We start from the raw sequence: 26,426 nt of genomic DNA, 5'->3' as shown, positions 1-26,426 counted from the left end.
AGTTTTTTTTTCAGAGCGGTAAAAATATAAAAACATCCCAAAATTGGGATGTTTCTATGCTTTTTTTGTGAAAATTTATTATTTTTTAATAAAAATTATGCTCTTAAATATCTTGAGTAAGCATATCCTTCCTGGCCGTCAGCATTTTTCACTTTCCACCAGTCATCAGAAGTTTGCTCAATAAGAGTCACAGAAGAACCTTTCGCAGCTTTACCTACAACGGCAGCTTCAGTAGATGGTTCCTGTCTGATGTTAAGATTAGATTCTTCAGTAGCAACTGTTAAAGAAGCACCTGAAGCAAGACCTGCAACCTGTACATCAATATTGATATCTGAAGCAGAATAAGTAGAATCAATGGCTCCCAGAGCATTCCATACCGCATCTTTAGCCGCAGTATTGGAAGCATTTCCTGAAACATAAAGAATTCCGTCCTGCTCCTGCACCTGAAGATTGGAGATCCCTGCAGACTGAGCTGCTGAAACTACACTTGAATATTTATCTTGTAATTCGCTCATCTTAAATTATTTTACGATTAGGTTGTTGTTATACTTTCCGATTTTCAAAGCATCTACAGATTCTTTGATTTTTCTAGCCTGCAAGCCGGAAACATTTCCTGTAAGAGTAAGCTGTCCGTTTACAACTTCTACTTTTACAGAAGGGAAATCCTTCACCGCATCCTGAACTTTTTTCTGAACAGCAGGATCTACAGCAGAAGCAGTTTCTACTGGTGCTGCAGGGGTAGGAGCAGCTGCTATAGTAGACATATCCATTACGTCTTTTACTCCGCTGATTGCTTTTAATTTTGCAATCATTGCGTCTTTAGACTGTTGATCTGCGAAAGTACCGCTTAAGTGAGCTACACCTTCTTTTACTTCAACAGAAGCATTGGGATTAGAAGTTACTATAGTTGTAGCCTGAGTCTGAAGGTCGGCATCAGAAACTTTCTTTTTACAAGAAATAGCACCGAAAGATACAGCTACAGCTAATGCAGCCATTGCAATAGTTTTTTTCATATTGTATATTTATTAATGTTGTTATACACTCAAATGTAATAATAAAATTTGTACCAAAAGAATAAAAATTCAATAAATGTTTCTTAATTTTTTTACAATATTTTCTAAACCAGGGATTTAATTTTCAGGGATTAAAAACTTAATCTAAAATTCTGCCTCATAGAAGAAAATCTACTGTCAATTGAAAAACCATTATATTTGCGCAAATTGAACTATATATATGAAAGGACAGAATAAACTTTTTATAGCAATTATCATTGCACTTCTTCTGGGAGTAGGAATTGGAGGTATTGTACACGTAAGCTATCCCGATAGTGCAGAACCTTTTTCCAAGAATATAAAACTGTTGGGAACGGTTTTTATCAGATTGGTACAGATGATTATTGCTCCATTGGTTTTTACGACATTAGTAGTGGGAATTGCCAAAATGAGTGATATCAAAATGATCGGAAGAGTAGGAACAAAAGCAATGCTTTGGTTTATTTCCGCTTCTCTGATTTCTCTTTTCATTGGGTTGATCCTTGTTAACTGGCTTGAACCTGGGCATGTTACAAAATTGCCAATTCAGGATGTTGCTTCTGCTGATGAACTTCTTAAAAGCAGCAAAAGTTTTTCTATGGAAGACTTTGTAAAACACATGATTCCTAAAAGTTTATTTGAAGCCTTCGCTACCAACGAAGTATTGCAGATCGTTGTATTTGCGGTGATGTTTGGTGTTGCCTTGGCAAATTTAGGAGAAGAATACGCTAAACCTGTAGTAAAGCTATTTGATATTATTGCTCATGCTATCCTTAAAATGGTAGGATATATCATGTGGTTTGCTCCGCTTGGAGTATTGGGAGCTATTGCAGCCGTAGTGGCCACCAATGGTTTTGAAATCTTTAAAGTATATGCTATTTATTTAAGAGACTTCTTCTTTGCTATAGGAGTTCTTTGGCTGGTCCTTTTATTGGTAGGATATTTCATCTTAGGAAACCGTCTTTTTGATCTTTTAAAAAGAATTAAAGAGCCTTTGCTGATCGCTTTCTCTACTACAAGTTCAGAAGCAGTATTCCCTAAATTAGTTGAAGAACTGGAGAAATTCGGATGTAACAGCAGAGTAGTATCTTTTATCTTACCTCTAGGATATTCATTCAATCTGGATGGAAGTATGATGTACATGACATTTGCTTCAATCTTTATTGCTCAGATCTACGGAATCGAAATGACTCTGGGGCAGCAGATCACCATGCTTTTGGTATTAATGCTTACTTCAAAAGGAATTGCCGGAGTTCCGAGAGCCTCTCTGGTAATTATTGTAGCAACATGTTCAATGTTCGGTATCCCACCGGAAGGTATTGCTTTGATTTTACCAATTGACCATTTCTGTGATATGGGTAGAAGTATGACGAACGTACTTGGAAATACGCTGGCAACGACAGCAGTTTCAAAATGGGAAGGGCAGTTAACTGAACCATTAGACAAAATTTAAATATCAATGAGTTTACATAACTTAGAAAATCATAAAAGCCATATTGAAGAATATGGCTTTGCTGTTATCAATGATGTGTTTTCACAGAAAGAACTGGAAGACATCAATGTTGTTCTGCACAATATAGATACTTCAAAAGAAAACTTTAGAAAGTCTGAAGATCTTTTTGCCATCAGACAGTTTTTAAAAGAAGTTCCGGAAATCAAAGACCTTGTGTTTAATGAAAATATAAGGAAAGTGGTGAAAGAGATCTTTGGAGCAAAATATTTTGTAGTTAAAAGCATCTATTTTGATAAACCTGAAACCTCCAACTGGTATGTGGCCTATCATCAGGATCTGACAATTTCTGTAGATAAAAAGCTGGAACTGGAAAATTTCGGACCTTGGACCACCAAACAAAATCAGTTTGCAGTACAGCCTCCACTTAATGTTTTGGAAAATATTTACACCATCAGAATCCATCTGGATGATACTGATGAAAATAACGGAGCATTGAAAGTAATTCCCAAATCTCATGCAAAAGGCATTTATAGACCAGAAACCATCAACTGGAATGTGGAAACCGAAGAAATCTGCAACGTAGAAAAAGGTGGAATTATGCTGATGAAACCTTTAACGCTTCACGGCTCTAACCGAACCACCAACGGAAAGAAAAGAAGAGTCATCCACATCGAATTTTCTGATATTGAACTTCCGGAAGTCCTGCAATGGTCGGAAAGAATGAATTGATAAAAAATGCGCCCTTCGAATTTTCGAAGGGCGCATTTTTTATGGTTGGAAGTTGGGCGCTGGAGGAAGGATGTTACTGAAATTATAAAGATGACAATCCGTTTATTTTATTAAATTTTTGAATATTAAATTCTCTAATAAGTGGACTTCAGTAAGTAATTTGTCAAATAGAAACCTCCTTCTCCCATCTCCCTTATTTCACAGCAATCTCATCAATAAAGATATAAGCGTCACCACCTGCTCCCTGATGCCATTCCGGAAGTTTTCCGAAATAGTAAGCTTTTACTTTAATATATCGGGCTTCGGTAGGAAGAATTTCTGTAGAAAAGTCTTTGATCTGTACTTTTTCATCCTTAGGATCAATAGTATTGTCGACGGTTTTCAGAAGGACAAAATCTTTTCCGTTCATGGATGCATAATATTCTACTTTTTTAGGCATCAGAATCCAGGCTCTGCTGTCCTGAAGGTAAGTGGAAGATAATGATTTTATATTCCGAGGAGATTTAAAATCAATAATAGCTTCAAAATTTTGTCCCTGATAACCATGCCATTCACCCTTTCTCCAGTTAACATCTCCTCTGATTCCGTCAATAAGAGTCAGGTTTCCGGTAGCGCTGTACTGTGGAGTTACTTTTGACAGAATGTTAATATCCCAATAATTGGGTCTTCTGTTGAAATGAGCGGTTGTTACAGAACTTTTTTCGCCGTTTCTTTCAGCATAAGCCATTACCTGAGTGGTTTTGGTGATGGAGAATGGTCCTTTATAAGTTGAGAACGTCTTTCTTTTATTGCTGTCACTGTCATCCATCGTCATGTAATACACCTTGTCATTCGGATGCAGTGGTGTGATTTCTACTTTGGTAGAAAAATCAAAAATTCTGTCTGCAGCAATTACGGGAGAAGCAGTTTGTTCAGAATATTTAAAATCTTTAACAGGTTTTACATTTTCGAACCCCAGTTTTTTAAGTTCAGTTCTGCCGGTGGTTTTGGTAATCGTTCTTATAGTTCCGTCTTCAAGATGAATTTTAATTTCATCAAAATAGGGAGTAGTGGTTTCCCATTCCGGTAATCCCGGAGTGACAGAATAAATTCCCATGGAGCTTAAAACATACCATGCACTCATCTGGCCGCAGTCTTCATTTCCGATTAGCCCGTCAGGTGTATTTTTATAGAAGTTATCAAGGATGTATTTGATTTTGGCATCTGTTTTTTCTGGCTTATCTACAAAATTGTACAGATAGGCAATATGATGGCTTGGTTCATTTCCTTGGGCGTATTGTCCCATTAATCCTGTAATGTCTACCTGTTCTCTACCTGTTGTTTTATCAGGAGCGATAAAGATGGCATCAATGAACTGCTCGAATTTTTCTTTTCCGCCGTGAGCGGCAATAAGCCCAGGAATGTCCTGCTGTACAGAATAAGAATAATGCCAGGAGTTTCCTTCCGTATAATTGTTATTGACTTCTCTCGGATCAAAAGGTTCATACCAGTTTCCGTTTTTTCTGGGCTGCATAAAACCTGTTTTTGGATTGTAAAGGTTTTTCCAATTCTGAGAACGTTTCATGAACTCCTGATACTCTTCTTTTTTGCCTAAAATTTTGGCCATCTGAGCAATACACCAGTCGTCATAGGCATATTCTACTGTTTTGGAAACACTTTCATGTTCGTCGTCTATGCTGATGTAATTATTCTGCTTATAAGCATTTAGTCCGAAAATATCCTGCATGGCAGAACCTTTTGCAGCCTGAAATGCCTTTTCGTAATCAAACCCCTGAATTCCCTTAGCCATAGCATCTGCAATCACAGAAACAGAGTGATAACCAATCATACATTCCGTTTCATTGGATGCGAGTTCCCACACCGGAAGTTTTCCTCCCTGTTCATATTGTTTAATGAAAGTATTGATAAAATCGGCAGTTCTTTTTCTGTCAATTAAAGTCATCAGCGGGTGAGCTCCTCTGAAGGTATCCCAAAGGGAGAATACGGTGTAATAATCAAAACCATTGGCGGTATAAAGCTTGTTATCTCTGCCTCTGTATTTTCCATCAATATCCATATTGATGTTCGGTTGTGTAAAAACATGGTAAAGTGCAGTATAAAAAACCGCTAATTTATTTTTATCATCAGATTTTACCTCAATTTTGGAAAGTTCTTTATCCCAATTCGTTTCTGCCTGTTTTTTTACTGCTTCAAAATCCTTTGATTGTCCTTCTGCCAGCATATTCTTTCCTGCTCCTTCATAGCCTGTTGGGGAAACAGAAACTTTGACATTGATCTTTTCTCCTTTTTTAACGTTAGCTGAAAATGCCAGGGCGAGCTTTGTTCCGGTAAAAAGATTGCTTTCTTCTTTTCCATTGACCTCCTTTTTTGAAATTTTCATAGGTTTTGAAAACTCAATTCTGGCATAGATATACTGGTTGGTAGCCCACGCTTCACTTCTTCTGAAAACCTCAATGGTTGTATCATCAATAATTTTTACTTCACCTTCCAGAAGTTTATCTCTGTGGTTGAGGTCTAAAATGATATTGGCATTTCCTGCATTGTTGAAAGTGTATTCATGATAACCAACTCTTTTTGTCGTTGTGAGGCGAACATCAATATTATTTTTATCTAATCTGACAGCATAGAAACCGGCTGTTGCTTTTTCATTTTTATGCGAAAATTTTGAAGAATAGTCTTTGCTGCTCAGGCTTGGATTTCCCATGGTGGGCATCAGCATAATATCTCCATAATCAGAAACTCCTGTACCGTTTAAATGCGTATGAGAAAAGCCATAGATTACAGAATCTGAATAATGGTATCCGCTGCATCCGTCCCAGCTTCCATCAATTCTGGTGTCGGGAGAAAGCTGTACCATTCCAAAAGGGACAATCGCCCCCGGAAAAGTGTGGCCATGGCCTCCGGTTCCTATCATTGGATTGACATATTGAGAGTAATTCTGTGCAGAAATGATCTGAGTAATATAGATGGAAAATGCAATAAGCCCTTTTTTCATGTTTGGATTTTAAAGGACGAAGATATTGAAAAAGAGTAAAAGAGATGTAACAAAAGGCGGATACGATTGTCTTATTAAAAACGATATAATTTATGAAGAAGACATTATTTGCTGTGATCATGCTGTTGCCCGTAGCTGCATTCGCCCAAAGTATAACAGGGAAGATCACCCAAACCGGAAACGCTGTTCCTTACGTTGAGGTTATTGCAGTAAAAAATCGGAAGCAGCAGACTGCTATTTCGGATGAAAGAGGAAATTACTCCCTGAAACTTTTAGAAAACGGAAACTATAATATCAGACTTATTCAGGATGGTATTGAAATATCCAATAAAGATATTGCTGTTAACGGAATAGTGAAACATGACTTTTTTATTGAAAAAAAGAATGAAAAACAAATCGAAGGGGTAACGCTTACTGCCAGAAAAAAACTAATTGAGAGAAAAGCAGACAGACTTGTGTTTAATGTTTCCAATTCTGTAGCCTCACAGGGAATGGATGCAGCGGATGCTCTTGCCACAACACCATTGGTAAAAGTAGATGATAATACAGGAGTTTCCATTGTTGGAAAAAGTAGAGTAGCAGTAATGATCAATGACAGAATTCTGAATTTATCTGATGCAGAGCTTGTTACCTATCTGAAAAGTCTCAGATCCGAAAATATAGAAAAAATTGAAGTCATTACAGCACCTCCTGCAAAATATGAAGCGCAGGGAAACAGCGGACTGATCAATATTGTTTTAAAGAAAAATCAGAATCTGGGGTGGAGTGGAAGTCTGACTTCCAGTCTTCAGCAACAAACGTATACTGGAAATTCAAATAGTGTAACGGTCAATTATCAGAATGAAAAACTGCGCTCTTCGTTAAAGCTGAGACAAAATAAAAATGAAAAACATTCCTATGAAAACTATTGGATAGAAGGAGCAGACGGTCTTAAAAGTAATGACAACAGAAGAGATTTTGGTGACGGACTTGGAGCTAATTTAAGTCTGGATTATCAAGTGAGTAAGAAATCCAATATCGGGTTTATTTATGATGTTGGCTTTGGACACTCCAATATGGATATCAGGAATACTTCAAACTATTTCCAGAATGGAATTTATACCAATACACTTCTCACCGATGCAGAGCATAGAGCTACAGGAAGACAACATACAGCCAGTGCTTATTATGATTTGAAATTCGGGCAACAGGATAATAAGCTGAGTATCACAGGAAATTATTTTTCCAATACTCCGGAAACAACTATTGATTTTACCACTACAGAGAGTTCGGGTGATCAATTTGTAGTAAAATCACCCTCTATGGTGGATTATAAAATTTATTCCGGGCAGGCGGATCTTATATTACCTTATCAGTTTGCAAAGACAGAAGCTGGGGTGAAATTCACCAATTTTGATAATAATTCCAGTATATTTTATCAGAACCTGAAAAATGGAGAGTATATTACAGATCCTCTGAAAAGCAATGAATTTGAATATAATGAGAAAAATTATGCCGCTTATATCAGTTTTGAAAAAGCATTCAGTGAAAAATGGTCGGCAAAAGCAGGTTTACGTTACGAATATTCAGTGGTCAATGGAAATTCTTTAACTTCCGGACAGCAGACAGAAAATTCCTACGGGAAATTTTTTCCAACGGCTTATATCAGTTATAAAAGCAATGAAAATCATACTTTCAACCTGAGTTATTCCAAAAGAATAGAAAGACCCGGATTCCGCGCGATCAATCCATACCGGTGGTATATCAACATCAGCTCTTATTTTACCGGAAATCCTTTTCTGAAGCCTTCTTTTAACCATAATTTTGAATTCTCTTATGTGTATAAAGGAAAATTATCTGCTTCAACATACTTTCAGAGAACATTAGACGGTTTTGGACAGATTGTGAATCTTGATGGAGAAAACAGGATCAGTACTTTTGCCAATTTTTATACTCAAAACAGTATGGGAATTACCCTGAACTATTCTGATACATTTTTCAAGAAATGGGAAGCCAATTATTCTGCAGATCTTTCTTATATGAAGACACAGGTTTTTGCTACAGATGCTGCTTCCAGAAAGGGGCTGGGCTATGATTTCAATCTTCAGAACAATCTGTCACTCGATAAAAATAAAACCATTCAGTTTATTCTTAATTACTGGTTTCGTCTCCCTTCCAATTTTGGAATGGTACATTGGGAGTATCTGGGGAATTTGACTGCCGGAATGAAGATGAATTTCATGGAGAAAAATTTACAGATCAATGTGTTGGTTTCTGATATTTTTAAAGAGTCAAAAAGTTTAGGACAGATTTATTATACTACAGGAACTCATTCTTTCAATAATTATTACGATGCCCGAAGACTTACTGTATCAGCAACCTATACTTTTGGAAATAAAAAAGTAAAAGGAACTGACCGTAATGTGAAATTTGATGAAAAAAACAGGGCGAATTGATCATCTACTTTAAATTATCTGATGCATGTCATTCTGAATGAAACGAAGTGGAATGAAGAATCTCTTCTTTTTATGAGATTATTCCTTCATCAGAAATCGAAGATTCGACATAGTCAATGACAATACAGAAAATTTCTACACTTCTCCCTCAAAGAAATCATTGAGATATTCCTCTTTGTCTTTTTCTTCCCGTCCGGAACCAAGAAATTTTTTCCAGGACTGAGATTCATGATATACAATGCCCATTTCCCAGACACAGTAAGTCGGAAGATGGGTTTTGTTTCGGTTCCATACTTCAAATTTTCCTGAGCCATCATAATACACGCTTTCCCACAATTCATTTTCACTTCGCCATGTGCAGGCTAACAGAAGGTAGTTTTTTCCACAGCGATGCATGATGACAAATCCCAGATCATCGATGTTTTTAAAATTTTCTTCAGCATTTTCAATACACAATTGTGCATTATCAATGTCTTGTTGGGAAACTTCCAAAGGATCACTGGCGAGGTCATACCATTTGAATTTCGTTTTTCCAACGGTAAAAATTCCTTTTGGTTGTGCGTATTTGGAAGGATAGGAAGTGGCTTTCATATCAATTGCTTTCTGGGATTGGTTGTGGTATCAGAATGAAAAAACAGAAATAAGAAATTTTTAACGATCTGATTTATCACCTGATATTATAGATTTTATTGATTCTAAATTACCGAAAAAATCCGTAAATTTGTAAACAATTTATATTTATATGTTGACGAAAGAAAAGGTTCAGGAATTCCTTAAAGAAATAGAAGTAGACGATTTGGTGAATAATCTTCAGATTATGGGTAACGATGTTTATATTGACATGACTGCTCATTCGCCTGCAATGCACGAAAAGAAAAAACTGGAGGCTGCTATGAAACAGGCTTTTGCCAGTGAGTTTGGAGAAGATATTCATTTAAAACTTAAAATCGTTTCTCCGGAGCCTAGTGAAATTCAGCAAAGTCAGATCAAAGGAAAACAAATTCCGGGAATTCAAAATATTATCGCTATTGCTTCCGGTAAAGGAGGAGTAGGGAAATCTACAGTGTCTGCAAATATGGCAGTGACACTAGCTAAAATGGGCTTTAAAGTAGGATTATTAGATGCTGATATCTATGGTCCTTCAGTTCCTACCATGTTTGATACAGAAGGTGAAAAACCTATTTCTGTAGAAGTAAATGGAAAGAGTATGATGAAACCTGTTGAGAATTATGGCGTGAAAATGCTTTCAATAGGATATTTCTCAGGAGCTAACCAGGCTGTAGTATGGAGAGGTCCTATGGCTTCAAAAGCTTTGAACCAGATGATCAGAGATGCGGCATGGGGAGAACTTGATTTCTTATTAATAGACCTTCCTCCGGGAACAGGAGATATTCACTTATCTATTATCCAGGAAGTACCGGTAACAGGTGCGGTGATTGTAAGTACACCTCAGCATGTTGCACTGGCAGATGTAAGAAAAGGGATTGCGATGTTCCAGATGGAAAGTATTAACATCCCGGTTCTTGGATTAATTGAAAATATGGCGTATTTTACACCGGAAGAACTTCCTGACAATAAATATTATATCTTTGGAAACCAGGGAGCACAATATTTAGCTGAAGATCTTGGAATTCCTGTATTGGGAGAAATTCCTTTGATCCAAAGCATCAGAGAGGCAGGAGATGTTGGAAGACCGGCTGCGCTTCAGGAAGGCTCTAAAATTGCAGATATCTATACAGAAACTGCCAGAAAAATGGTGGAAAGCTTAGTGGAAAGAAATAAAAGTCTTCCTCCTACTGAGGCTGTGAAGATCTCTACAATGGCAGGATGTTCGCCAAAAGCAAAATAATAATAATTTCAATAAAATTTGAAAAAACCGAATTGAACTGAAAAAATATGGAAACAAACATAACGCACGAAGATACAGTAACAAGAGTAATGGAAGCTCTGGAAAGCATCAGACCGTTTTTGAATAAAGACGGAGGTGATATTGAGCTTATTGATGTGAAAGATAATCAGGTGTTTGTGAAACTTTTAGGTAACTGTTCCGGGTGTTCATTGAATTTTTCAACCTTAAAACTAGGGGTTGAAAATACAATCAAACAACATGCTCCGGAAATCGAAAAGGTAATCAACGTAGAGTAAAATTATATCTGAGATATTTTTAAAAGACAGGCTTTTTTAAGGCCTGTCTTTTTTTGTTGAAAGAAATGATAATAACAAACCCTCGCAGATTGTAAGCCTGCGAGGGTTCTGATTATTAAAAACAATAATCAGGAAAATATAACTATGAATGCTGTGCTAAGAATCTCTTATAGTTCTCTTCATTTTCAAAATAAGCTACTTCACCTTCGTCACTGATCATAACAATATAGGCGTCCGCTTTGTCTATTGTTTTTCCACTGAACGGATCTATGGCTTCTCTGGCCGTTTTATCCTTGGGAATCCTTTCTACACACATTTCACAGCAGCCATAATAGATTTTGCCATCATGAGGAACTTCTATTTGTTTTTTACCCATATAGGCATTATTGACCATGCATACCGTTTCGTTAGGAACTCTGTCACCTTTTGCAAACTTTCCGGAAGCCGCAGGTTTCATTTGCTCTGCTATGGTTGGTTTTTCCGTAACGGTTTTCTTAGGCTTTTCCTGAGTGCAGGCAGACAAAGCCGCTGCACTGAAAATAATAATGAATGTGTTTCTGATGAATGTTGTTATCATTGTAATATTATTTAATTATACTTCCTTCTAAAATTTCCTCATTTCCCTTCTTAATAATGGCATCTCCTTCAGACAGCTCACCGAAGACTTCAATCGTTTCATTGAAGATTCTTCCTTTTTTTACCGGAATAAACCGGGCTTTTCCATTTTCTTTTTTAATGATGTAAATGCCCATATTGCTTTCCACCAAAGCCGATCTTGGAATAAAAAATGTAGGTTCATTATTCTGTAAAGGAATCATAGATTCTGCGATCATGAAAGGCTTTAATTCTTTGGAATGATTGATAAAATCAGCCTCTATTTTCTCCGAACGCAGCTTTAGATCTAAAGAACCGGACTTTCTGGATATTCTGGCTTTAAAACTCTTTTCAGGAAGAGCATTGACCCTGAATGAAACAGTATCTCCTACACTGAGGTAAGGAACATTGGCTTCAGGAACGGATAAACTAAGCCGAAGCTTTGAAGTATTCTGCACTACCAAAAGCGGAGTTCCACCCATAGGTCCTACATAAGCACCTAAATCTACATTTCTTTCCGTAATGACCCCGCTGAAAGGAGCGCGGATAACCAGATAGCGGTTGATATCCTGCAATTCGTGGTATGCCGACTTTGCAGCGTTGAGCTGTGCCTGATCAGACAATTTCCTTGCGGTAATCTGATCCAGAGCGTCTTTTGCAATAGCTCCTCTCGTTTCGTTGGCTCTGTACATTCTTTCATAGCTCGATTTTGTTGAAGTGTATATGGCTTCCTGTGCCTGCCATTTTGCTTTTGCACTGGCAGCCTGCGATTGTATTTCCGGAGCTTCAAGAATCATAAGAACCTGTCCGGTAATTACATAAGAACCTATATCTACATTGATTTTCTTGACATAGCTCTGTACTTTGGCAAATAATGCTGTCTCCTGATCGGGAATCAGCTCCCCTGGAAGTTTCAGCTCCACTTTAGGATTGCTTTTTTTAATGATTACGGTTTCCATGCTGTTCATCATCATAGGTTTCATTTCCTGTTTAGAAGTTTCTTTTTCCTGATTGCAGGAAACCTGAATAGCAAGAAGACTTAAGATAACGGCTGTATATAAAATATTTTTCATTGAATGTAAAAATTAAGGGTTGGGACTAGAATAATGAATACTTTCCTCATCTTCAGGATCTAGCGAAGGAGAAATAATGCTGGCATTGTTTTGCATCCATCCAAAAACAAGAGGAAGAATGACCAGAACAGAAAACGTAGAGAAAATAAGTCCTCCAATAACTGCCCTGCCGAGTGGGGAAACCTGATCTCCGCCTTCCCCAAAACCTATTGCCATAGGAAGCATTCCGGCAGCCATGGCCAATGTGGTCATAATAATAGGACGGATACGCAGCTTTGCAGCTTCAATACCTGCTTCTGCAGCATTACCTGTAGATTTTCTGATGGTTTCTGCATTACTGATTAATAGAACAGCATTGGCAATAGACACTCCGACAGACATAATAAGTCCCATATACGATTGTAGGTTTAAGGTTGAGCCCGTAATTTTTAATAAGGCTAAAGATCCTACAACCACGAACGGAACGGTAGTAAGAATAACCAGAGACACTCTGAAAGACTGAAAAGTTGCAGCCAGCATGAGAAAAATAACAGCCGCCGCAATAAGCAGTCCTGAAGAAAGACTGTTCATCGCTTCGTCCAATACAGGTGACATTCCGGAAACTTCAATATTGATTCCTTTTGGTAGTTCACCCAATGACTCAATTGCTTTTTTTACATCTTGAGAAGCCTGTTCCAGATCGGTTTTATGGATATTGGCGGTTACGGTAGTATAGCCCATTGTTCCCAGGTTATAACTTTCTCCCAATTCTTTTGTTGGAGTAATGGTGGCTACATCTCCTAAAACAGGTCTGTCAGAATTTTTAGATAAAGGAAGACTGGCTAGTTCCTCTTTGCTGTTCAGGATATTTTGAGGAGTCTGTACCTGCACATCGTAGGCAATTCCCATCATTCCTCCTACCCAGAAGTTTTTGTTGGTGTAGCGGGTAGAAGCAGTAGCAGTTACCAGTGATTTGGCAATATCCTGGGCATCCAGTCCCAATTGAGCTGCTCTTGTTCTATCTATATTAATCTGCAGGGCAGGATAGCTCATCGATTGAGGAATCTGTTGATCACGCATATATTCAATTTCTTTCAGCTTGGTTAAAAGCTTTTCTGCATACATACGGTTCATTTTTTTCATCATACCCGAAACTCTTATCTCTACCGGATTATTTGTTCCCTGACTCAGAATTTTCTCCGTCAGTTCAATAGGCTCAAAAGAGATCTGGAGATCCGGTATTTTCTCTTTATAATATTTGCGGAGCTCATCTTTAAGTTCATCAGAATTACCATCGAATTTTTTTAAGGCAACCTGCATCAAAGCCTCATGTGGCCCTGCATTGTACAGATAGATAGGACTCACTGCAAAGGTGGAAGGATGTTGTCCGATAAAGACTGAAGAAATAGCAATATTGTCTTTTCCTACCTTTTCTTTCAGGTGTTCCAGAAACTTTTTGACCTTTATTTCTGTAACTTCAATACGGGTTCCTTCCGCAGCTTTTATACGAACCTGAAACTGTCGTGAATTAACAGCAGGCAGTACATCTTTTCCCGTGATCTGATAAAGACCTGCTCCAATACATACAACCAATGCAAGACTCAGGCTTACAATTATTTTTTTGCGTTTCATCAATGAAGATAAAAATCCTGTAAAGCGATCACGAAAGCTGGTAAACCAATTGGGTTTATGGTTTTCACAGGTTTTAGGATCATGTTTCATCATCCAGTTGGCCATTACCGGAACAAAAGTCTGTGAGAGGATAAAAGAAACAATCATAGAAAATCCGATCGCCATAGCCAGAGGCATAAATAATGATCCCGGAATTCCGCTCATCATAAAGGCTGGTGCAAATACCGCCAGAATACAAAGCATAATCAGGAGTTTAGGAAATGCGATCTCCTGACAGGCATCCCATATCGCCTGTGCACGTGTTTTACCCATAGCAAAATGCTGATGAATATTTTCAATAGTCACTGTACTTTCATCTACCAGAATACCAATGGCTAATGCAAGTCCTGAAAGAGACATGATATTAATGGATTGTCCAAATAGTTTCAGAAATAATACCCCTGAAATAATAGATATTGGAATCGTCATAATGACAATGAGTGCTGCACGGCGGTCATTCAGGAAAAGCATCACCATAAGTCCGGTAAGTAAAGCCCCGAGAATTCCTTCAACAGCCAAGCTTTTTAAAGCATTTGAAATATAAACTGACTGATCAAATTCATAGGAAATCTGTACATCATCCGGCATATTCCTCTGGATTTTCGGCAATGATTTTTTCAGTTTATTCACCACTTCCAGAGTGGAGGCATTACTGGCCTTAGCAATATTAATGTAAACAGATCGTTTTCCATCTATCAGTGCATATCCGGTTGCAATGTCTGCTCCATCTTTTACTGTTGCTACATCCCGGATATAGACATTATCTGCTGTTTCTTTGAAGAGTGGAATGTCTCCGAGTTCTTCTACTTTTTTTACTGTATTGTTGGTCGGAGTAAGATAATTTGTATCTCCAATATATACGTTTCCTGAAGGTGAGGTAATATTATTACGGCTTATAGCTTCTACAACCTGTTCCGGAGACATATTATGGGCACGGAGTTTAACAGGATCTACATTGATTTCTATCGTACGCGGACTTCCTCCAAACGGAGGAGCAGTGGTAAGCCCCGGAATAGCAATCAGAAAAGGACGTGCATTGAAATTGGCAATATCCTGAAGCTCATTATTGGTTTTTGAATGACTTCTGAAAACCAGCTGGCCTACAGGCTGTGAAGAAGAATCAAACCGGATAATAAACGGAGGAGGTGCTCCGGGAGGTAAAAATACCTGTGAGCGGGTGGAAAGTGCATTGATCTGTGCAATAGCTTCACCCATATTAGTTCCTTCATAGAAATTCACTTTCATCAGGGTCAGTCCCTGAGTATTTTTAGACTCAATACTTTTAATACCATTGGTAAACAAAAGCATATTTACATACATTTTTGTAAAATAGCCTTCCATCTGCTGTGGAGTATATCCATTGAAAGAATGGGCCACATATACTACAGGAAGATTCATTTCTGGAAGAATATCTACTTTGACATCTTTGGCTGCTTTGATTCCGAAAAACAACAACCCCAATACCAATACCATTACAGATATCGGTCTGCGTAATGCAAACTTTATAAGATTCATGTTTAAATTTTTGGTGAGTGGGTAATGGCTTTGGTAATCATTGCAATATCTCCTTTGGAGGCAGCAATCAATACTACTGCCTGCCAGGAATTATTTTGTGCAATCTCATAATTGATTTCAGCACGGTTCAGCAGATAGAGAGCCTGAGTAAAATCTACAATCGTTGTCAACCCATTTTCATACAACGCTTTCTGTTGATTAAAAGCTTCGGTGGCAGCATCCATCTGGATTTTAGACTCAGTGACTTTTGTCAATGCATTTTTATACTTCAGTTCAGAAAGATTCTGTTGATTATAAAGTTCCTGCTGCAGTTGCTGGTAATCGAAATCCAATGCTTTTGTCATGAGTTTCTGTTCATTGACTTTGGATTGGCTTCTATAAAAATCAGTAAGATTCCAGCTGAGATTAAAGCCTACAATATAATTCATCCTGTCAACCCCGATTCCTTTTGCATAAGATTGGGAAAACGCAGAGTTATCCTGAACATAATTCCATCCGAAACCGGATCCGCGTCCCTGAAATACTCCGAAAAGAGAAAGAGAAGGAAGTCCTGTTGTATGTAAGTACATTTCCAGCAGTTTACTTTTGTTAATTTTCTCCGTTATAAAAAGAGTATTGGGATGATTTTCAAAAGATGAGGTTTCTGTAGGTAAAGAAGGTTGGTTTTTACTGAAATAATGATCCAGCTGATATTCTGTAAAGTTTTCGACCAAAAGATCAGATAGATTTTTATTGTATTCCAGGACATGATCATTGGCATTGATGATGGCAGTCTGCGCACTGGACATTTCTGCTTTTGCCAGGGAAGCATCTACTTCAGGGATTAAGCCACTTTCTGCTCTTGCTTTGGCAATGATGTAGATGACTTCGGAACGTTTGTGATTTTCATGCTGTACATTTTCAAGTCGCTGGCTTACCAGAAGATTGAAATAAGCTGCCGCTGTTTTGATCTGATGCTGAAAAATTTCCTGATTAAGGTCTGCCTTTTGAATTTCTACATCAGCTGATTCTACATTTTCTTTGGTTTTAAGTTTTCCGAAAGTGTAGACATTCCAGTTGACGTTAGCAAGATATAAACTTCCGAACGCTGCATTCCAGTTTTGTTCTGCAAGCGGAATAGAAGTGGAGGCTACTCCAAGTCCGCCCTGACCGTACATCGGACCATTTTGAGCATTGATGGTTCCGAAATTTTGCTGGGCCATCACCGTTACTTCTGGAAGATAATATGTCTTTTGAAGCTGAAGCCTTTCTTGTGAAGCTTTTATATTGATTTCCTTTTTTTTAATGGACTGATAATTTTTTTCGGCCCTTAGCAATACCTCTTCTAAACCCGTGATCTGGGCAAAAGATAGGGCAGGGCAGCCCAGCCATAAGATGAGTGCTCTGAATGATAAATTCATAGAATATATTTAGAATTAAAAATTGAAAAATAATTGTCCCGATCGGGATCATCGTATGATTCAATCTATTCTAAATTCTATAAACGCAGTGAAGAATGAAAAGGGAAGGGTAATTGAGATGGTATTTTGAAGGATCAAAATAGAAGGTATGTTTTTCAGGATCAAGAATGGTTGCCTGCTCAAAAACAGTTCCTAAATTGTAATACGGAATGGAAGCTGATAAAAACTTGACCGGAGAATTTTTATAAGAATGCGGAAGATTATCTTCTTTACAGATCTTTTTGACTTCCAGTTTACAGCATCCGTTGTGGTTTTTCTGTTTATTGGTCTTGCATTTCGGGCAATCCAGATCAGAGAGTTTTTTCAGTCCTACATGGATCTCACTGGAATTTTCTTTACATACATGTCTGCTGGTCGTAAACCCTGAGGAAACTACGATGTATAGGAGGATAAAAAGTATGTGAAAGATTTTTTTCATTTCGCGGGATAAAATTAAAATGAATATCAGCCGCAGTGTTATAGAATTATGGAGGAAGTTTATATTTTAAAGGAAAATACTTTACTGGAAATTAATTTTAGAATAAAAAAGGCCTAGATTACATTTCTAAGCCATTTTTTATTTTATTGTTTTACCACTTTATTTCCTACTCCCGTAATGGAAACATCAGGTTTTCCGGATTTTGTTCCTGAAGTTCTGTAATAGACTATATTATCACCACCTTCCATAGAGATTTTGTCCACTTTATCGACGTATACTTTATTACCTGTTCCTGAGACCTCAATCTTTTTTGCACTTCCTTTGATCGTTAATGTGTTATCACCACCTTCTACCTCAACAGTTCCTCCATTGAGAGCATATTTGAGAGTATGGCCTACACCTTCTACGTGTACCATCTTATTTCCCTCTGTTTTTTCTACGCCTTTTGTAGACTCTGTTTTTCTGGATTGTGAGAAAGCGGTACCTGTTCCTAATAACAGGATCGTAAGAATTCCTGCAGCTTTAATATTTTTCATTGTGAATTTGGTTTTGTTCAGGGTAAATATAGATATAAAATGCTTTTTTCAAGAATTTTAAAAGTTAAATCATCTTAAATAATGAGGTTGATTTAGGAGACTGTTTTTGCTATGATTTCTTTTATCACCTTTAATACCTCGGTAGATTTTTCCCGGATGATTAAAGCATTCTTTTTATTTCTGATCAAATCCGTGAAATGATTATCTTCTGTATTGATCTCTACGATGAAGGCTCCATATTTGAGTGCTGTTTCTGCAATAGCAATCGGAAGACTTGTTGCTCCGGAAGTTCCGACAATAAAGAGAACTCCACTATTTTTAGCAATTTTAAGGGCACTGAATTTCTTATTGGTTTTTTCATCATAATATTCATCAAACCATAAAATATTCGGACGCATCCAATGACCACAATGAGCACAGGTTAAAAGTTCTTTATCTTTCGTGGTAAGATCTTCATCCAGATCTTTGCTTTGTATGTCCACAGGCAGATCCATAATTTCTTTGCATCCGTTTGAGCATTTGATCTCCCGGTTGTTCCCATGGATTTCATAGATTCTTTGGCTTCCGGAACGACGGTGAAGATTGTCAATATTTTGGGTAAGCAGATGAAACCTGTCCTGAAGTTGAGTTTCAATATCTACCAATTCAAAATGACTTTCGTTGGGAGAAGCATTTTCAAACATTTTTTTTCTGAAAAGAGAATATTGCAGAACTTCTTCCGGATGCTGTCTGAAATAGCGTAATGTTCCAAACTCTTCAGGTTTGTGAAACTGAGTTCCTTTCACCCAAATTCCATCTATTCCACGATAAGTGGGAATACCACTGTCTGATGAAATTCCTGCACCGGTTAGAAAAGTAAAGAGATTTCGTTTTTCTTTATGCCAGACTTGTTGAATAATATTCTCTAATTGATTTTCCATTGTGTTATTAAAAGTTTAAAACTAATGAATTTTCCGGTAACAAAAAAGCCCCGGAAAATCCGAAGCCTTTTCAATCAACTAAATATTATATCTTATTTTACAATGACTCTTTTGATCTGTCCTTCCGAAGTTTTTACAAGATAAACTCCTGTAGAAAGATTAGCAGTGCTTATGGTTAAAGCATTCTTTTCTTTCCCAATCAATTTTCCAGACATATCATACAATTCATAATCCTGTTTTCTGTTGAAATAAAGAGTATTTCCTTTATTTACTGGATTAGGGAATATGTTGAATGTTGCCTGTTTAGTTTTAATTTCACCAGTTCCAAGTGTATCAGGTGTGACTACTTCATACATAGATAAAGTTCCGCTGATTTCATTGGCGATAATCACGTAGCCTTGATTGGCTGTAGAATTTTGAGGAGCGATGTAAATGATTCCTTCAGGACCATTGTCACCTCCGTATGCTGAAGTAGAACGTGAATGTTTGTAATCTGTAAACGTAGGGTTATTAGGATCTGTGATATTATAAACCATGACACCACCAGTTCTTTCTAAGGTAATGAAAGCATAAGTCTGCCCGTTGATCTTTCCTAATGCTACTCCTTCAGGTTCAGGACCTTTAGCTCGGCTTCTGTTTTTAGCACCGTTGGATTCATTGTCAGCATTGAAAATCAAAGGATGATAAGTTGAAATATATCTTTCAAACTGATCTCCACTATCGTACACAATCTGTTTCGTATCAGCATTGAAGATAGAGAACGAGCGGGCTCCTAAAGCTGCCATTTCTTCAAATTCTGTATCACTATCCGTATTTCCTGTAGCAGATGAAACCCTGAATCTTCCAAGATTATAAGAAGCCTTTAAAATATTTGAATTGGGGAAAAGTACAGGATCTAAAGTATAAGTATTAGCTCCCACAGTTGTTCTCTCACTATATCCGGAAAGGTCTTTTTCATCACCTTCATTGGCGGTTACAATATAATTCGTGCTACCTACCTTATAATTCTGTACTGCATCCGGAGTATAATAGGCTTTCACCGGCCAGTTGGCAATTAAAACCTCTCCATTATTGTCTGAAGCATCAAATCCGTTCCCCGGAATACTCATGTCTTTTTTGCCTAATCCCCAAATTCCTGTGATGGTTTTGGTTGCCAGGTTAATCTCTGCGATGGCATTATTTTCCTGAAGGGTTACCCATGCTTTCTGACTGTCTGCACTGATGGTTACATATTCTGGTTCCAGATCCTGAGAAAGCGTATTATTCGTTCTTACTTTTCTTAATCCGGTAGCCGTTAAAGCTGCTACCTGAGAATCAAAACTATTGAAATTAAGAGTCGTTACATTACTTTGGATAAGATTTCCAATACCTCCGGAAATATCTATAATACTGATGGTTCCTTCAGGATCGATAGTGTAAGCATCATTAGGTTCTCCTTCATTGGCAGTCACTACTTTTGTTCCATCAGGAGAGAATGTTACCATGTCTGGCAAAGCCCCTACTGTTACCTGTTTCAGGAAATTTCCGTTGATATCAAAAAATACTACAGATCCATTTTGTTGAGGATCAGTATTGGGAGATGCAGCTGCGATGATTCCGTTTTTCACAGCGATACTTGTGATACCACCATAAGGAGCCATATTCACTGTCTTTATGACTGAAGGTATTGATGGATTACTAAAATCAATAATATCAAAAACATCCGTAATCGAGCTGATTGTAAATAAACGTTGTGTTGACGGATCATGAACTACAATTTCCGTAGAACTGTTATTATTTCCTGAAGGATCAAAACTTAAGAGATAGTTCAGTTGGATCTGATTGGAAGGAACCGGAGCCGGTTTATCATTGTCTACAATATAAACAGTTGCAGAATTGTCCCCTGATATTGTTGCTCCAACAGGATTTTCAAGGCTTACCACAAAATATTCAGCCTGCTGTTCTGCCACTGTGTCATTAATAATCGGAATATTGACGGTGTAACTCGTTGTAGATGGAGTAATATTAATAGTCTGATTGGCTAAAGTAAAGTCATTGGCATCAGCAGTACTGAATGGCGCTGGTTTTACAACAAGGTTTACCGAAGAGGCAGAAGGATTACTGATATTGATTTTAAATGCAAGATTTCCGGCATTTTCATTGACTTTGATGAAATTCTTCTCTAAAGAAATTGTTGTTCCTGCGGTGGTAAAAGTACTGGAAGTAACAGCTGTAACTCCATTATCACTGAAATCTTCAACCATATTTGGCTTAAGGGCCAGATAATAGGTTTGTCCCGGCACAAGTCCGGAAGTTGGAATTACAGTGATGGTATTGTTACTGAAAGTCGTAGTGAACGGAACTTGCGTACCTGAAGAATTCCCCAGACGGAAATCTATAAGATTCTGGGCATTAGAATTATTGATTGCAGAATTATCTGTTAATCTTACATTTTCATTAAAAGATAATGTAGGATTTACAGTCGTTGATGCGTTATTGGTACTATTGGCAGGCAGATAAGTGACGGTTGGTGGAGTAGTATCTACATTTCCTGCAGGAGTGGCATCTACCGTAAAGTTGTCAAAACGGTTATTTCCTCCTGTTCCACCTCCCGTTGCGGAAAATTCTACTTTTAATTTAAAGTTAGGATTGTTATTGGCTCCCTGTATAGCAGAAAAATCCAATGTAACCAGTTGTGGATCGGCATCCTGAGGATTCACAGTCTGGAACTGTACATAAGTAGTTCCATCTGTGGAATAAGACCATGTCTGTGTTCCTGCTCCCTGACCGGATCTTCTGGTGGTGAATTTAACAATGACATTATTATACCCTGTTGTAGGAAGATTAAACTGTAAAGCTCCTCCAATCGGATTATTGAATCTTAAATGGGCTCCGGAACTATCACCGTTTCTTGCATTTAAATTTTGCAGACTGAAATTCTGTCCGGTACCTCCGGCAAAATCAATAACACTTGTACCTCCGGCTATGGCTGTAAGAGAGCCGTTCACCAACGTAGAAGCAGGTGTAGTAACTGTAGCTGTAGAAGTATTATCGTTAAAATTCCAGTAATGAATAAGTGTCTGCCCGAAAAGACCACTCTGAAAGAAGAATGCGGCAATCACAGACCCTTTTAATAGGTAGTTGTTGATCATTTTTTATTTCAATTAGATAAATACAAAAATGAACTTTATGTTTCGCAACTATTTTAATGGAATTTTAAGAAATGTTTAAAAAATAGGATTTTCTCCGATAAAAGGTAAAATTATATTCGAATGAGAAACTTTAGAAGGGAATTATTTTCCTGATTTTCCGGAAAAATTTAAAATCGTTCCTGATTTATTTCCCTCCAAAGGATGTTTCTGCATATAAAAATATCCTGAAACAGCAGTCACAAGCAAGAGTACAAAAATAACCAGAACAATTCTTTTTAACATGTCTCTCATAGCGCTAAATTTTTAATATCTCTAATTTCTAAAGTAGATGTAGGGTATCCTTTTTGTGTTACATTGATCATTGCTCTACCCACTTCGTGTAAAGTTAATGATTTTGACTGAAAAAAAACAGGAAAAATCCAAATAAAAGGTTTAAAAAACCATTTTACATTGATTTGACCTTCAACGGGTTTCATGAATCCGGGACGGAAATTATAAGCTCCCCTGAAACTCATTCTTTTCAAATCATTTTCTGTTCTGCCTTTTACCCGTGCCCACATTAGTTTTCCACTCTCCGTACTGTCTGTACTTGCCCCGGATACGTAGTTGAACACCATTTCAGGATTTTGGTTCAAAACAGCTTTGGTAAAATGAAGCGTTGTATCATAAGTAATTTTGGTGTACTCTTCTTCGTTCATACCTACACTGCTGATTCCAGCACAGAAAAAACAGGCGTCATAACCCTTTAGTTTTTCATCATGAAGATCTATTGAAAGGAAGTCAGAAACAAGGTATTCTTTCAGCTTAGGATGTGTTTTTCCAGATGGCTTTCGGCTTATACTGAGGATTTCAGAGACATTTGGATTTTCAAGACATTCCATTAAAACACCTTCGCCTACCATTCCTGTAGCTCCTGTAAGAATTATTTTGATTGGGTTCATTGCTTTGCTATTGATATGGGTATGACGAATGAAGATGAGGTTTTACTTTAAAATTAGGATTTTTTTTTTAATTAAAAGATAAAAGATGCTGTCTTAAATGTCTGGATTCAATAATTCAATAGGGGTGGGCTTTAGCCCGCCTTAAAAATAAACCACATGCCACTGGCTTTAGCCCAAACCTAATGACAGGGAGTGCTTCGTCACATATGAACCATGTTTGCAGGCCTTCAGCCTGTTCGCAATGACAAAAAGCCTTTAAAATAAAAAGCCAGCTCAAAAATGGCTGGCTTTCAATATTATTGTCTGTTGTTACTTTTTATGTTGCAGCTGACTGTAAATATTATGGATCAATCCGTCTGCTACGGAAATCTTTGGAACAAAAATTTTGTTGATATCAGACCACGACATCACATTGTTGAAGATACCCAGAGCATGTACAAGTACATCGGCACGGTCTTCTCTCAGGTTGTAGTTGGTCATTCTTTCTTCTACTGACAGCTCATTGAATTCTTTGTACACCTTTTTCAGATGAGACAAAGACATAGGTTTTCCGTCTTTGGTTTTACTCATAGAGAATACTTTGTTGATGTTTCCTCCGGAACCAATGGCAACAATTGGTTTTTTGCTGACGATATTTTTTTTGATCTCATCCTTCATTTCTTTCCAGTTGTCCATTGTCACAAGATTGTTGAGAAGACGGATTGTTCCGATATTGAAAGATTTTTCATAGACCATTTTACCATTTTCATAGAAGGTAAGCTCTGTAGAACCTCCACCAACGTCAATATATAGATAGGCAAATTCTTTGTCAAGACCTTCTGCAACATGATTTTCATAAATCAGGGTAGCTTCCTCATCACCGGAAATAATTTCAATATTGATTCCTGATGTATTTTTTACCAGATTGATGATATCATTACCGTTGGCAGCATCACGCATAGCACTGGTAGCACAGGCTCTGTAATGATCTACTTTATATATTTTCATCAGGTCACTGAAGATTTTCATGGAATCAATGACCATTTTTTCTCTTTCCGGACCTATTTTTCCGATGGTAAAAACATCCATTCCCAGTCTCAGAGGAATTCTGAGAAGGTTGAGCTTGATGAATTCAGGCTTTCTGTTATTAATCTTTACTTCATTGATAAGAAGGCGGGCTGCATTACTCCCTATGTCTATCGCTGCTATCTTCATTTTTTGTTTGTTTTAGCTTTTAAATATTTATAGGTTTCTATTTGTGATCGGCATTCGTGTTTATCATTTCTTACGTATTCATTGCTCAGCTTTTTGTCTAAAATCCTTGCTTTTACGTTATCTTTAAGTTGGATGTCCAGAATATCTTTTAATTCCTTCTTAAGGTTCTTATCAGTGATTTTAGCGGCTGCTTCAATTCTGTAATCCAGGTTTCTGGTCATCCAGTCTGCGGAAGAAATGTACATGTCTTCAGCCCCTTTGTTGTAAAAATACATCACTCTGGCATGTTCCAGGTATTCGTCTACAATGCTGATGGCTTTTATTTTTTCTTTGAACTCCTTTTGATTGACGGCACAATAGATCCCTCTTACGATCATTCTGGTCACCACTCCGGCTTTGGCAGCTTCATATATTTTTTCAATCAAAGCACGATCACTCATTGAGTTGACTTTAACGATGATTTCTGCTCTTCTTCCTGCTTTGGCTTCTTCGATTTCTTTATCAATATGGTGAACAATCTTTTCACGCATAAACTGAGGGCAAACTAATAAATTTTTACAAGTTTTCAAAATAGGAATAAAGTCATCTTTCGGTTTTTTCAAAACATTGAAGACTTTATTGATATCCGCCATGATGCCACGGTCCGCAGTCAGCAGCAGGTGATCACCATATATTCTGGCTGTTTTTTCGTTGAAATTTCCGGTACTTACAAAGCCATATTGTATGGTTTTATTGTGTGCTCTCTTTTTGATGACACAAAGTTTGGCATGTACTTTTTTATTAGGAATCCCTACAAGAACCGTAATTCCTTCAGGCTCCAGCATATCTTTCCATTCAAGATTGGATTCTTCATCAAATCTTGCCTGAAGCTCCAACATTACAGTTACTTCTTTACCATTTCTGGCCGCATAGATCAAGGCATTAATAATTTTTGAACTGCTTGCCAGACGATACGCTGTAATCTGTATTGATTTTACATCAGGATCCATAGCGGCTTCACGAAGAAGATCAATCACCGGATTGTATTTATGGTAAGGGAAGGTAAGAAGGACATCTTCTTTTAAAATAACATCAGTTACTCTTTCTCCATGTTCAAATGCCTGATGTGTAAAAGAAGTTCTTTCTACAGGTCTTTCATACTTTTCAAAAACATCAGGGAAATCCATGAAATGTTTGAAATTATGAATTTTTCCTCCGGGAATGATGCTGTCTTTTTTCGTTAAGTTCAGCTTTCTGATCAGAAGTTCCAGCAAAGCTTTATCCATATCTTTATCAAAAACGAAACGGGTTGGTTTTCCCTTTCTTCTGTTTTTGAGTCCTTTCTCTATTTTTTCTGCAAAATTGGTTCTGATATCATTATCAAGATCCAGTTCGGCATCTTTTGTTACTTTAAATGCATTGGCTGCAAATTCATCATACCCGAAATAAGAAAATATGTGGGGAAGATTGAAAGTAATCACATCTTCCAGTAACATTACATTTTTTTCTTCCGGATCTTCAGTTGGCAACAATACGAATCTTCCTACAAAACGGGAAGGAATTTCAATAATAGCATAATTGCTGGAATATTGCCAGTCCTTTTTTCTCATGGCCACTCCCAAATAAAGACTTTTGTCTCTAAGGTAAGGCATAGGTGTATTTTCATGAAGAAGAATTGGAATCACATTGGATTCTACCACTTCATCGAAATATTGTCTGACAAATTCTTTTTGTTTTGCAGTCAGGTTTTTGGAATTTTTAATGAAAACTTTATGATCAGCCATTTCGGTCTGGATTTTTTTCCAGGTTTTATCGAAATTCAGCTGTTGCCTCATCACCACTTCATTGATTCGCTGAAGGATTTTGGTAGGAGGTTGGTAGAAAGATTCAGCAATCACTTTTTCCTTAAAATCCATGGCACGCTTTAATCCGGCAACACGTACTCTGAAAAATTCATCTAAATTGTTGGAGAAAATTCCAAGGAAACGTATTCTTAAATGTAAGGGAACTTTTTCATCCATGGCTTCCTGCAAAACTCTCTCATTAAAGGCAAGCCATGTAATATCTCGTGGATTAAAGTGTATTGACATTCTAAATGTGTATATTTTACCAAAAATAATCATTCGTAAAGACTCTTCCTCTATTTCTTAGGTTAAACTTTGATTAATTTTTAAAGATTGGTGAATTAATCTGTCGGATTAATAATAATCATATTGATAATCAATGT

21 protein-coding genes are annotated in these 26,426 nt (G+C 37.3%); 5 read left to right on the top strand and 16 right to left on the bottom strand.

The annotated features are described in order from the left end of the window. Positions 1–95 precede the first annotated feature (95 nt). On the bottom strand, positions 96–515 hold the full coding sequence (locus BUE84_RS17935; RefSeq protein WP_076596553.1) for an SH3 domain-containing protein: 420 nt from the start codon (positions 513–515) through the stop codon (positions 96–98). A gap of 6 nt (positions 516–521) precedes the next feature. Next, on the bottom strand, positions 522–1,013 hold the full coding sequence (locus tag BUE84_RS17930; protein ID WP_079242881.1) for a BON domain-containing protein: 492 nt from the start codon (positions 1,011–1,013) through the stop codon (positions 522–524). Between the two features lie 220 nt (positions 1,014–1,233). On the opposite strand from BUE84_RS17930, the gene BUE84_RS17925 reads away from it, so the two are divergent. Together BUE84_RS17925 and BUE84_RS17920 are read left to right on the top strand one after the other, a co-directional pair. After that, positions 1,234–2,484, top strand: coding sequence for a dicarboxylate/amino acid:cation symporter (locus tag BUE84_RS17925; protein ID WP_047434424.1), 1,251 nt, complete (start codon positions 1,234–1,236; stop codon positions 2,482–2,484). A gap of 6 nt (positions 2,485–2,490) precedes the next feature. Next, entirely contained in the window at positions 2,491–3,213 is a 723-nt protein-coding gene (locus tag BUE84_RS17920) for a phytanoyl-CoA dioxygenase family protein (protein ID WP_079242880.1), read from the top strand. Positions 3,214–3,406: 193 nt separating this feature from the next. On the opposite strand, the gene BUE84_RS17915 is transcribed toward BUE84_RS17920, so the two are convergent. Continuing rightward, the gene (locus tag BUE84_RS17915; protein ID WP_079242879.1) at positions 3,407–6,208 is read right to left on the bottom strand and encodes a GH92 family glycosyl hydrolase; all 2,802 of its coding nucleotides are present in this window, start codon (positions 6,206–6,208) and stop codon (positions 3,407–3,409) included. 92 nt (positions 6,209–6,300) lie between these two features. On the opposite strand from BUE84_RS17915, the gene BUE84_RS17910 reads away from it, so the two are divergent. Continuing rightward, entirely contained in the window at positions 6,301–8,643 is a 2,343-nt protein-coding gene (locus BUE84_RS17910) for a TonB-dependent receptor (protein WP_079242878.1), read from the top strand. Between the two features lie 135 nt (positions 8,644–8,778). Here BUE84_RS17910 and BUE84_RS17905 read toward each other — a convergent pair whose 3' ends face one another. Further along, positions 8,779–9,234: a hypothetical protein gene (locus tag BUE84_RS17905; RefSeq protein WP_079242877.1), complete on the bottom strand. Its 456-nt coding sequence runs from the start codon at positions 9,232–9,234 to the stop codon at positions 8,779–8,781. A 151-nt stretch (positions 9,235–9,385) separates the two neighbouring features. Between BUE84_RS17905 and BUE84_RS17900 the strand changes: the two genes are divergently transcribed. Both BUE84_RS17900 and BUE84_RS17895 read left to right on the top strand, forming a co-directional pair. Next, the gene (locus BUE84_RS17900; RefSeq protein ID WP_079242876.1) at positions 9,386–10,492 is read left to right on the top strand and encodes an Mrp/NBP35 family ATP-binding protein; all 1,107 of its coding nucleotides are present in this window, start codon (positions 9,386–9,388) and stop codon (positions 10,490–10,492) included. Between the two features lie 47 nt (positions 10,493–10,539). After that, positions 10,540–10,788, top strand: a complete 249-nt coding sequence (locus BUE84_RS17895; protein WP_002977212.1) for a NifU family protein — start codon at positions 10,540–10,542, stop codon at positions 10,786–10,788. A gap of 142 nt (positions 10,789–10,930) precedes the next feature. Here BUE84_RS17895 and BUE84_RS17890 read toward each other — a convergent pair whose 3' ends face one another. From BUE84_RS17890 to ppk1, 12 genes are all read right to left on the bottom strand, one after another. Further along, the gene (locus tag BUE84_RS17890) at positions 10,931–11,362 is read right to left on the bottom strand and encodes a hypothetical protein (RefSeq protein ID WP_079243976.1); all 432 of its coding nucleotides are present in this window, start codon (positions 11,360–11,362) and stop codon (positions 10,931–10,933) included. 10 nt (positions 11,363–11,372) lie between these two features. Next, positions 11,373–12,455 carry an efflux RND transporter periplasmic adaptor subunit gene (locus BUE84_RS17885; RefSeq protein WP_079242875.1) on the bottom strand — a complete coding sequence of 361 codons (1,083 nt, stop codon included), beginning with the start codon at positions 12,453–12,455 and terminating at the stop codon, positions 11,373–11,375. 12 nt (positions 12,456–12,467) lie between these two features. Beyond that, positions 12,468–15,620, bottom strand: coding sequence for an efflux RND transporter permease subunit (locus tag BUE84_RS17880; RefSeq protein ID WP_079242874.1), 3,153 nt, complete (start codon positions 15,618–15,620; stop codon positions 12,468–12,470). Between the two features lie 2 nt (positions 15,621–15,622). Further along, positions 15,623–17,020, bottom strand: a complete 1,398-nt coding sequence (locus tag BUE84_RS17875) for a TolC family protein (RefSeq protein ID WP_079242873.1) — start codon at positions 17,018–17,020, stop codon at positions 15,623–15,625. Positions 17,021–17,090: 70 nt separating this feature from the next. Then, positions 17,091–17,498: an HYC_CC_PP family protein gene (locus tag BUE84_RS17870; protein WP_079242872.1), complete on the bottom strand. Its 408-nt coding sequence runs from the start codon at positions 17,496–17,498 to the stop codon at positions 17,091–17,093. A gap of 143 nt (positions 17,499–17,641) precedes the next feature. Further along, the gene (locus tag BUE84_RS17865) at positions 17,642–18,034 is read right to left on the bottom strand and encodes a DUF3060 domain-containing protein (protein WP_079242871.1); all 393 of its coding nucleotides are present in this window, start codon (positions 18,032–18,034) and stop codon (positions 17,642–17,644) included. Between the two features lie 92 nt (positions 18,035–18,126). Continuing rightward, positions 18,127–18,954: an SIR2 family NAD-dependent protein deacylase gene (locus BUE84_RS17860; protein ID WP_079242870.1), complete on the bottom strand. Its 828-nt coding sequence runs from the start codon at positions 18,952–18,954 to the stop codon at positions 18,127–18,129. 92 nt (positions 18,955–19,046) lie between these two features. Then, complete coding sequence (locus tag BUE84_RS17855; RefSeq protein WP_079242869.1) at positions 19,047–22,085, bottom strand: choice-of-anchor I family protein; 3,039 nt, start codon at positions 22,083–22,085, stop codon at positions 19,047–19,049. A gap of 141 nt (positions 22,086–22,226) precedes the next feature. Then, positions 22,227–22,376: a hypothetical protein gene (locus BUE84_RS24485; RefSeq protein WP_156106575.1), complete on the bottom strand. Its 150-nt coding sequence runs from the start codon at positions 22,374–22,376 to the stop codon at positions 22,227–22,229. Next, positions 22,373–23,026, bottom strand: coding sequence for an NAD-dependent epimerase/dehydratase family protein (locus BUE84_RS17850; protein ID WP_079242868.1), 654 nt, complete (start codon positions 23,024–23,026; stop codon positions 22,373–22,375). The genes BUE84_RS24485 and BUE84_RS17850 overlap by 4 nt, the downstream gene beginning before the upstream one ends. Before the next feature lie 309 nt (positions 23,027–23,335). Beyond that, positions 23,336–24,220, bottom strand: a complete 885-nt coding sequence (locus tag BUE84_RS17845) for an exopolyphosphatase (protein WP_079242867.1) — start codon at positions 24,218–24,220, stop codon at positions 23,336–23,338. Continuing rightward, positions 24,217–26,289, bottom strand: coding sequence for a polyphosphate kinase 1 (gene ppk1, locus BUE84_RS17840; RefSeq protein WP_079242866.1), 2,073 nt, complete (start codon positions 26,287–26,289; stop codon positions 24,217–24,219). Before ppk1 ends, BUE84_RS17845 begins: the two co-directional genes overlap by 4 nt. Positions 26,290–26,426 lie beyond the last annotated feature (137 nt).

Origin of the sequence: Chryseobacterium indologenes (assembly GCF_002025665.1) — a bacterium.
In the GTDB taxonomy this organism is placed as follows: Bacteria; Bacteroidota; Bacteroidia; order Flavobacteriales; family Weeksellaceae; genus Chryseobacterium; species Chryseobacterium metallicongregator.
This window is presented reverse-complemented; position numbering and strand designations above follow the sequence as displayed.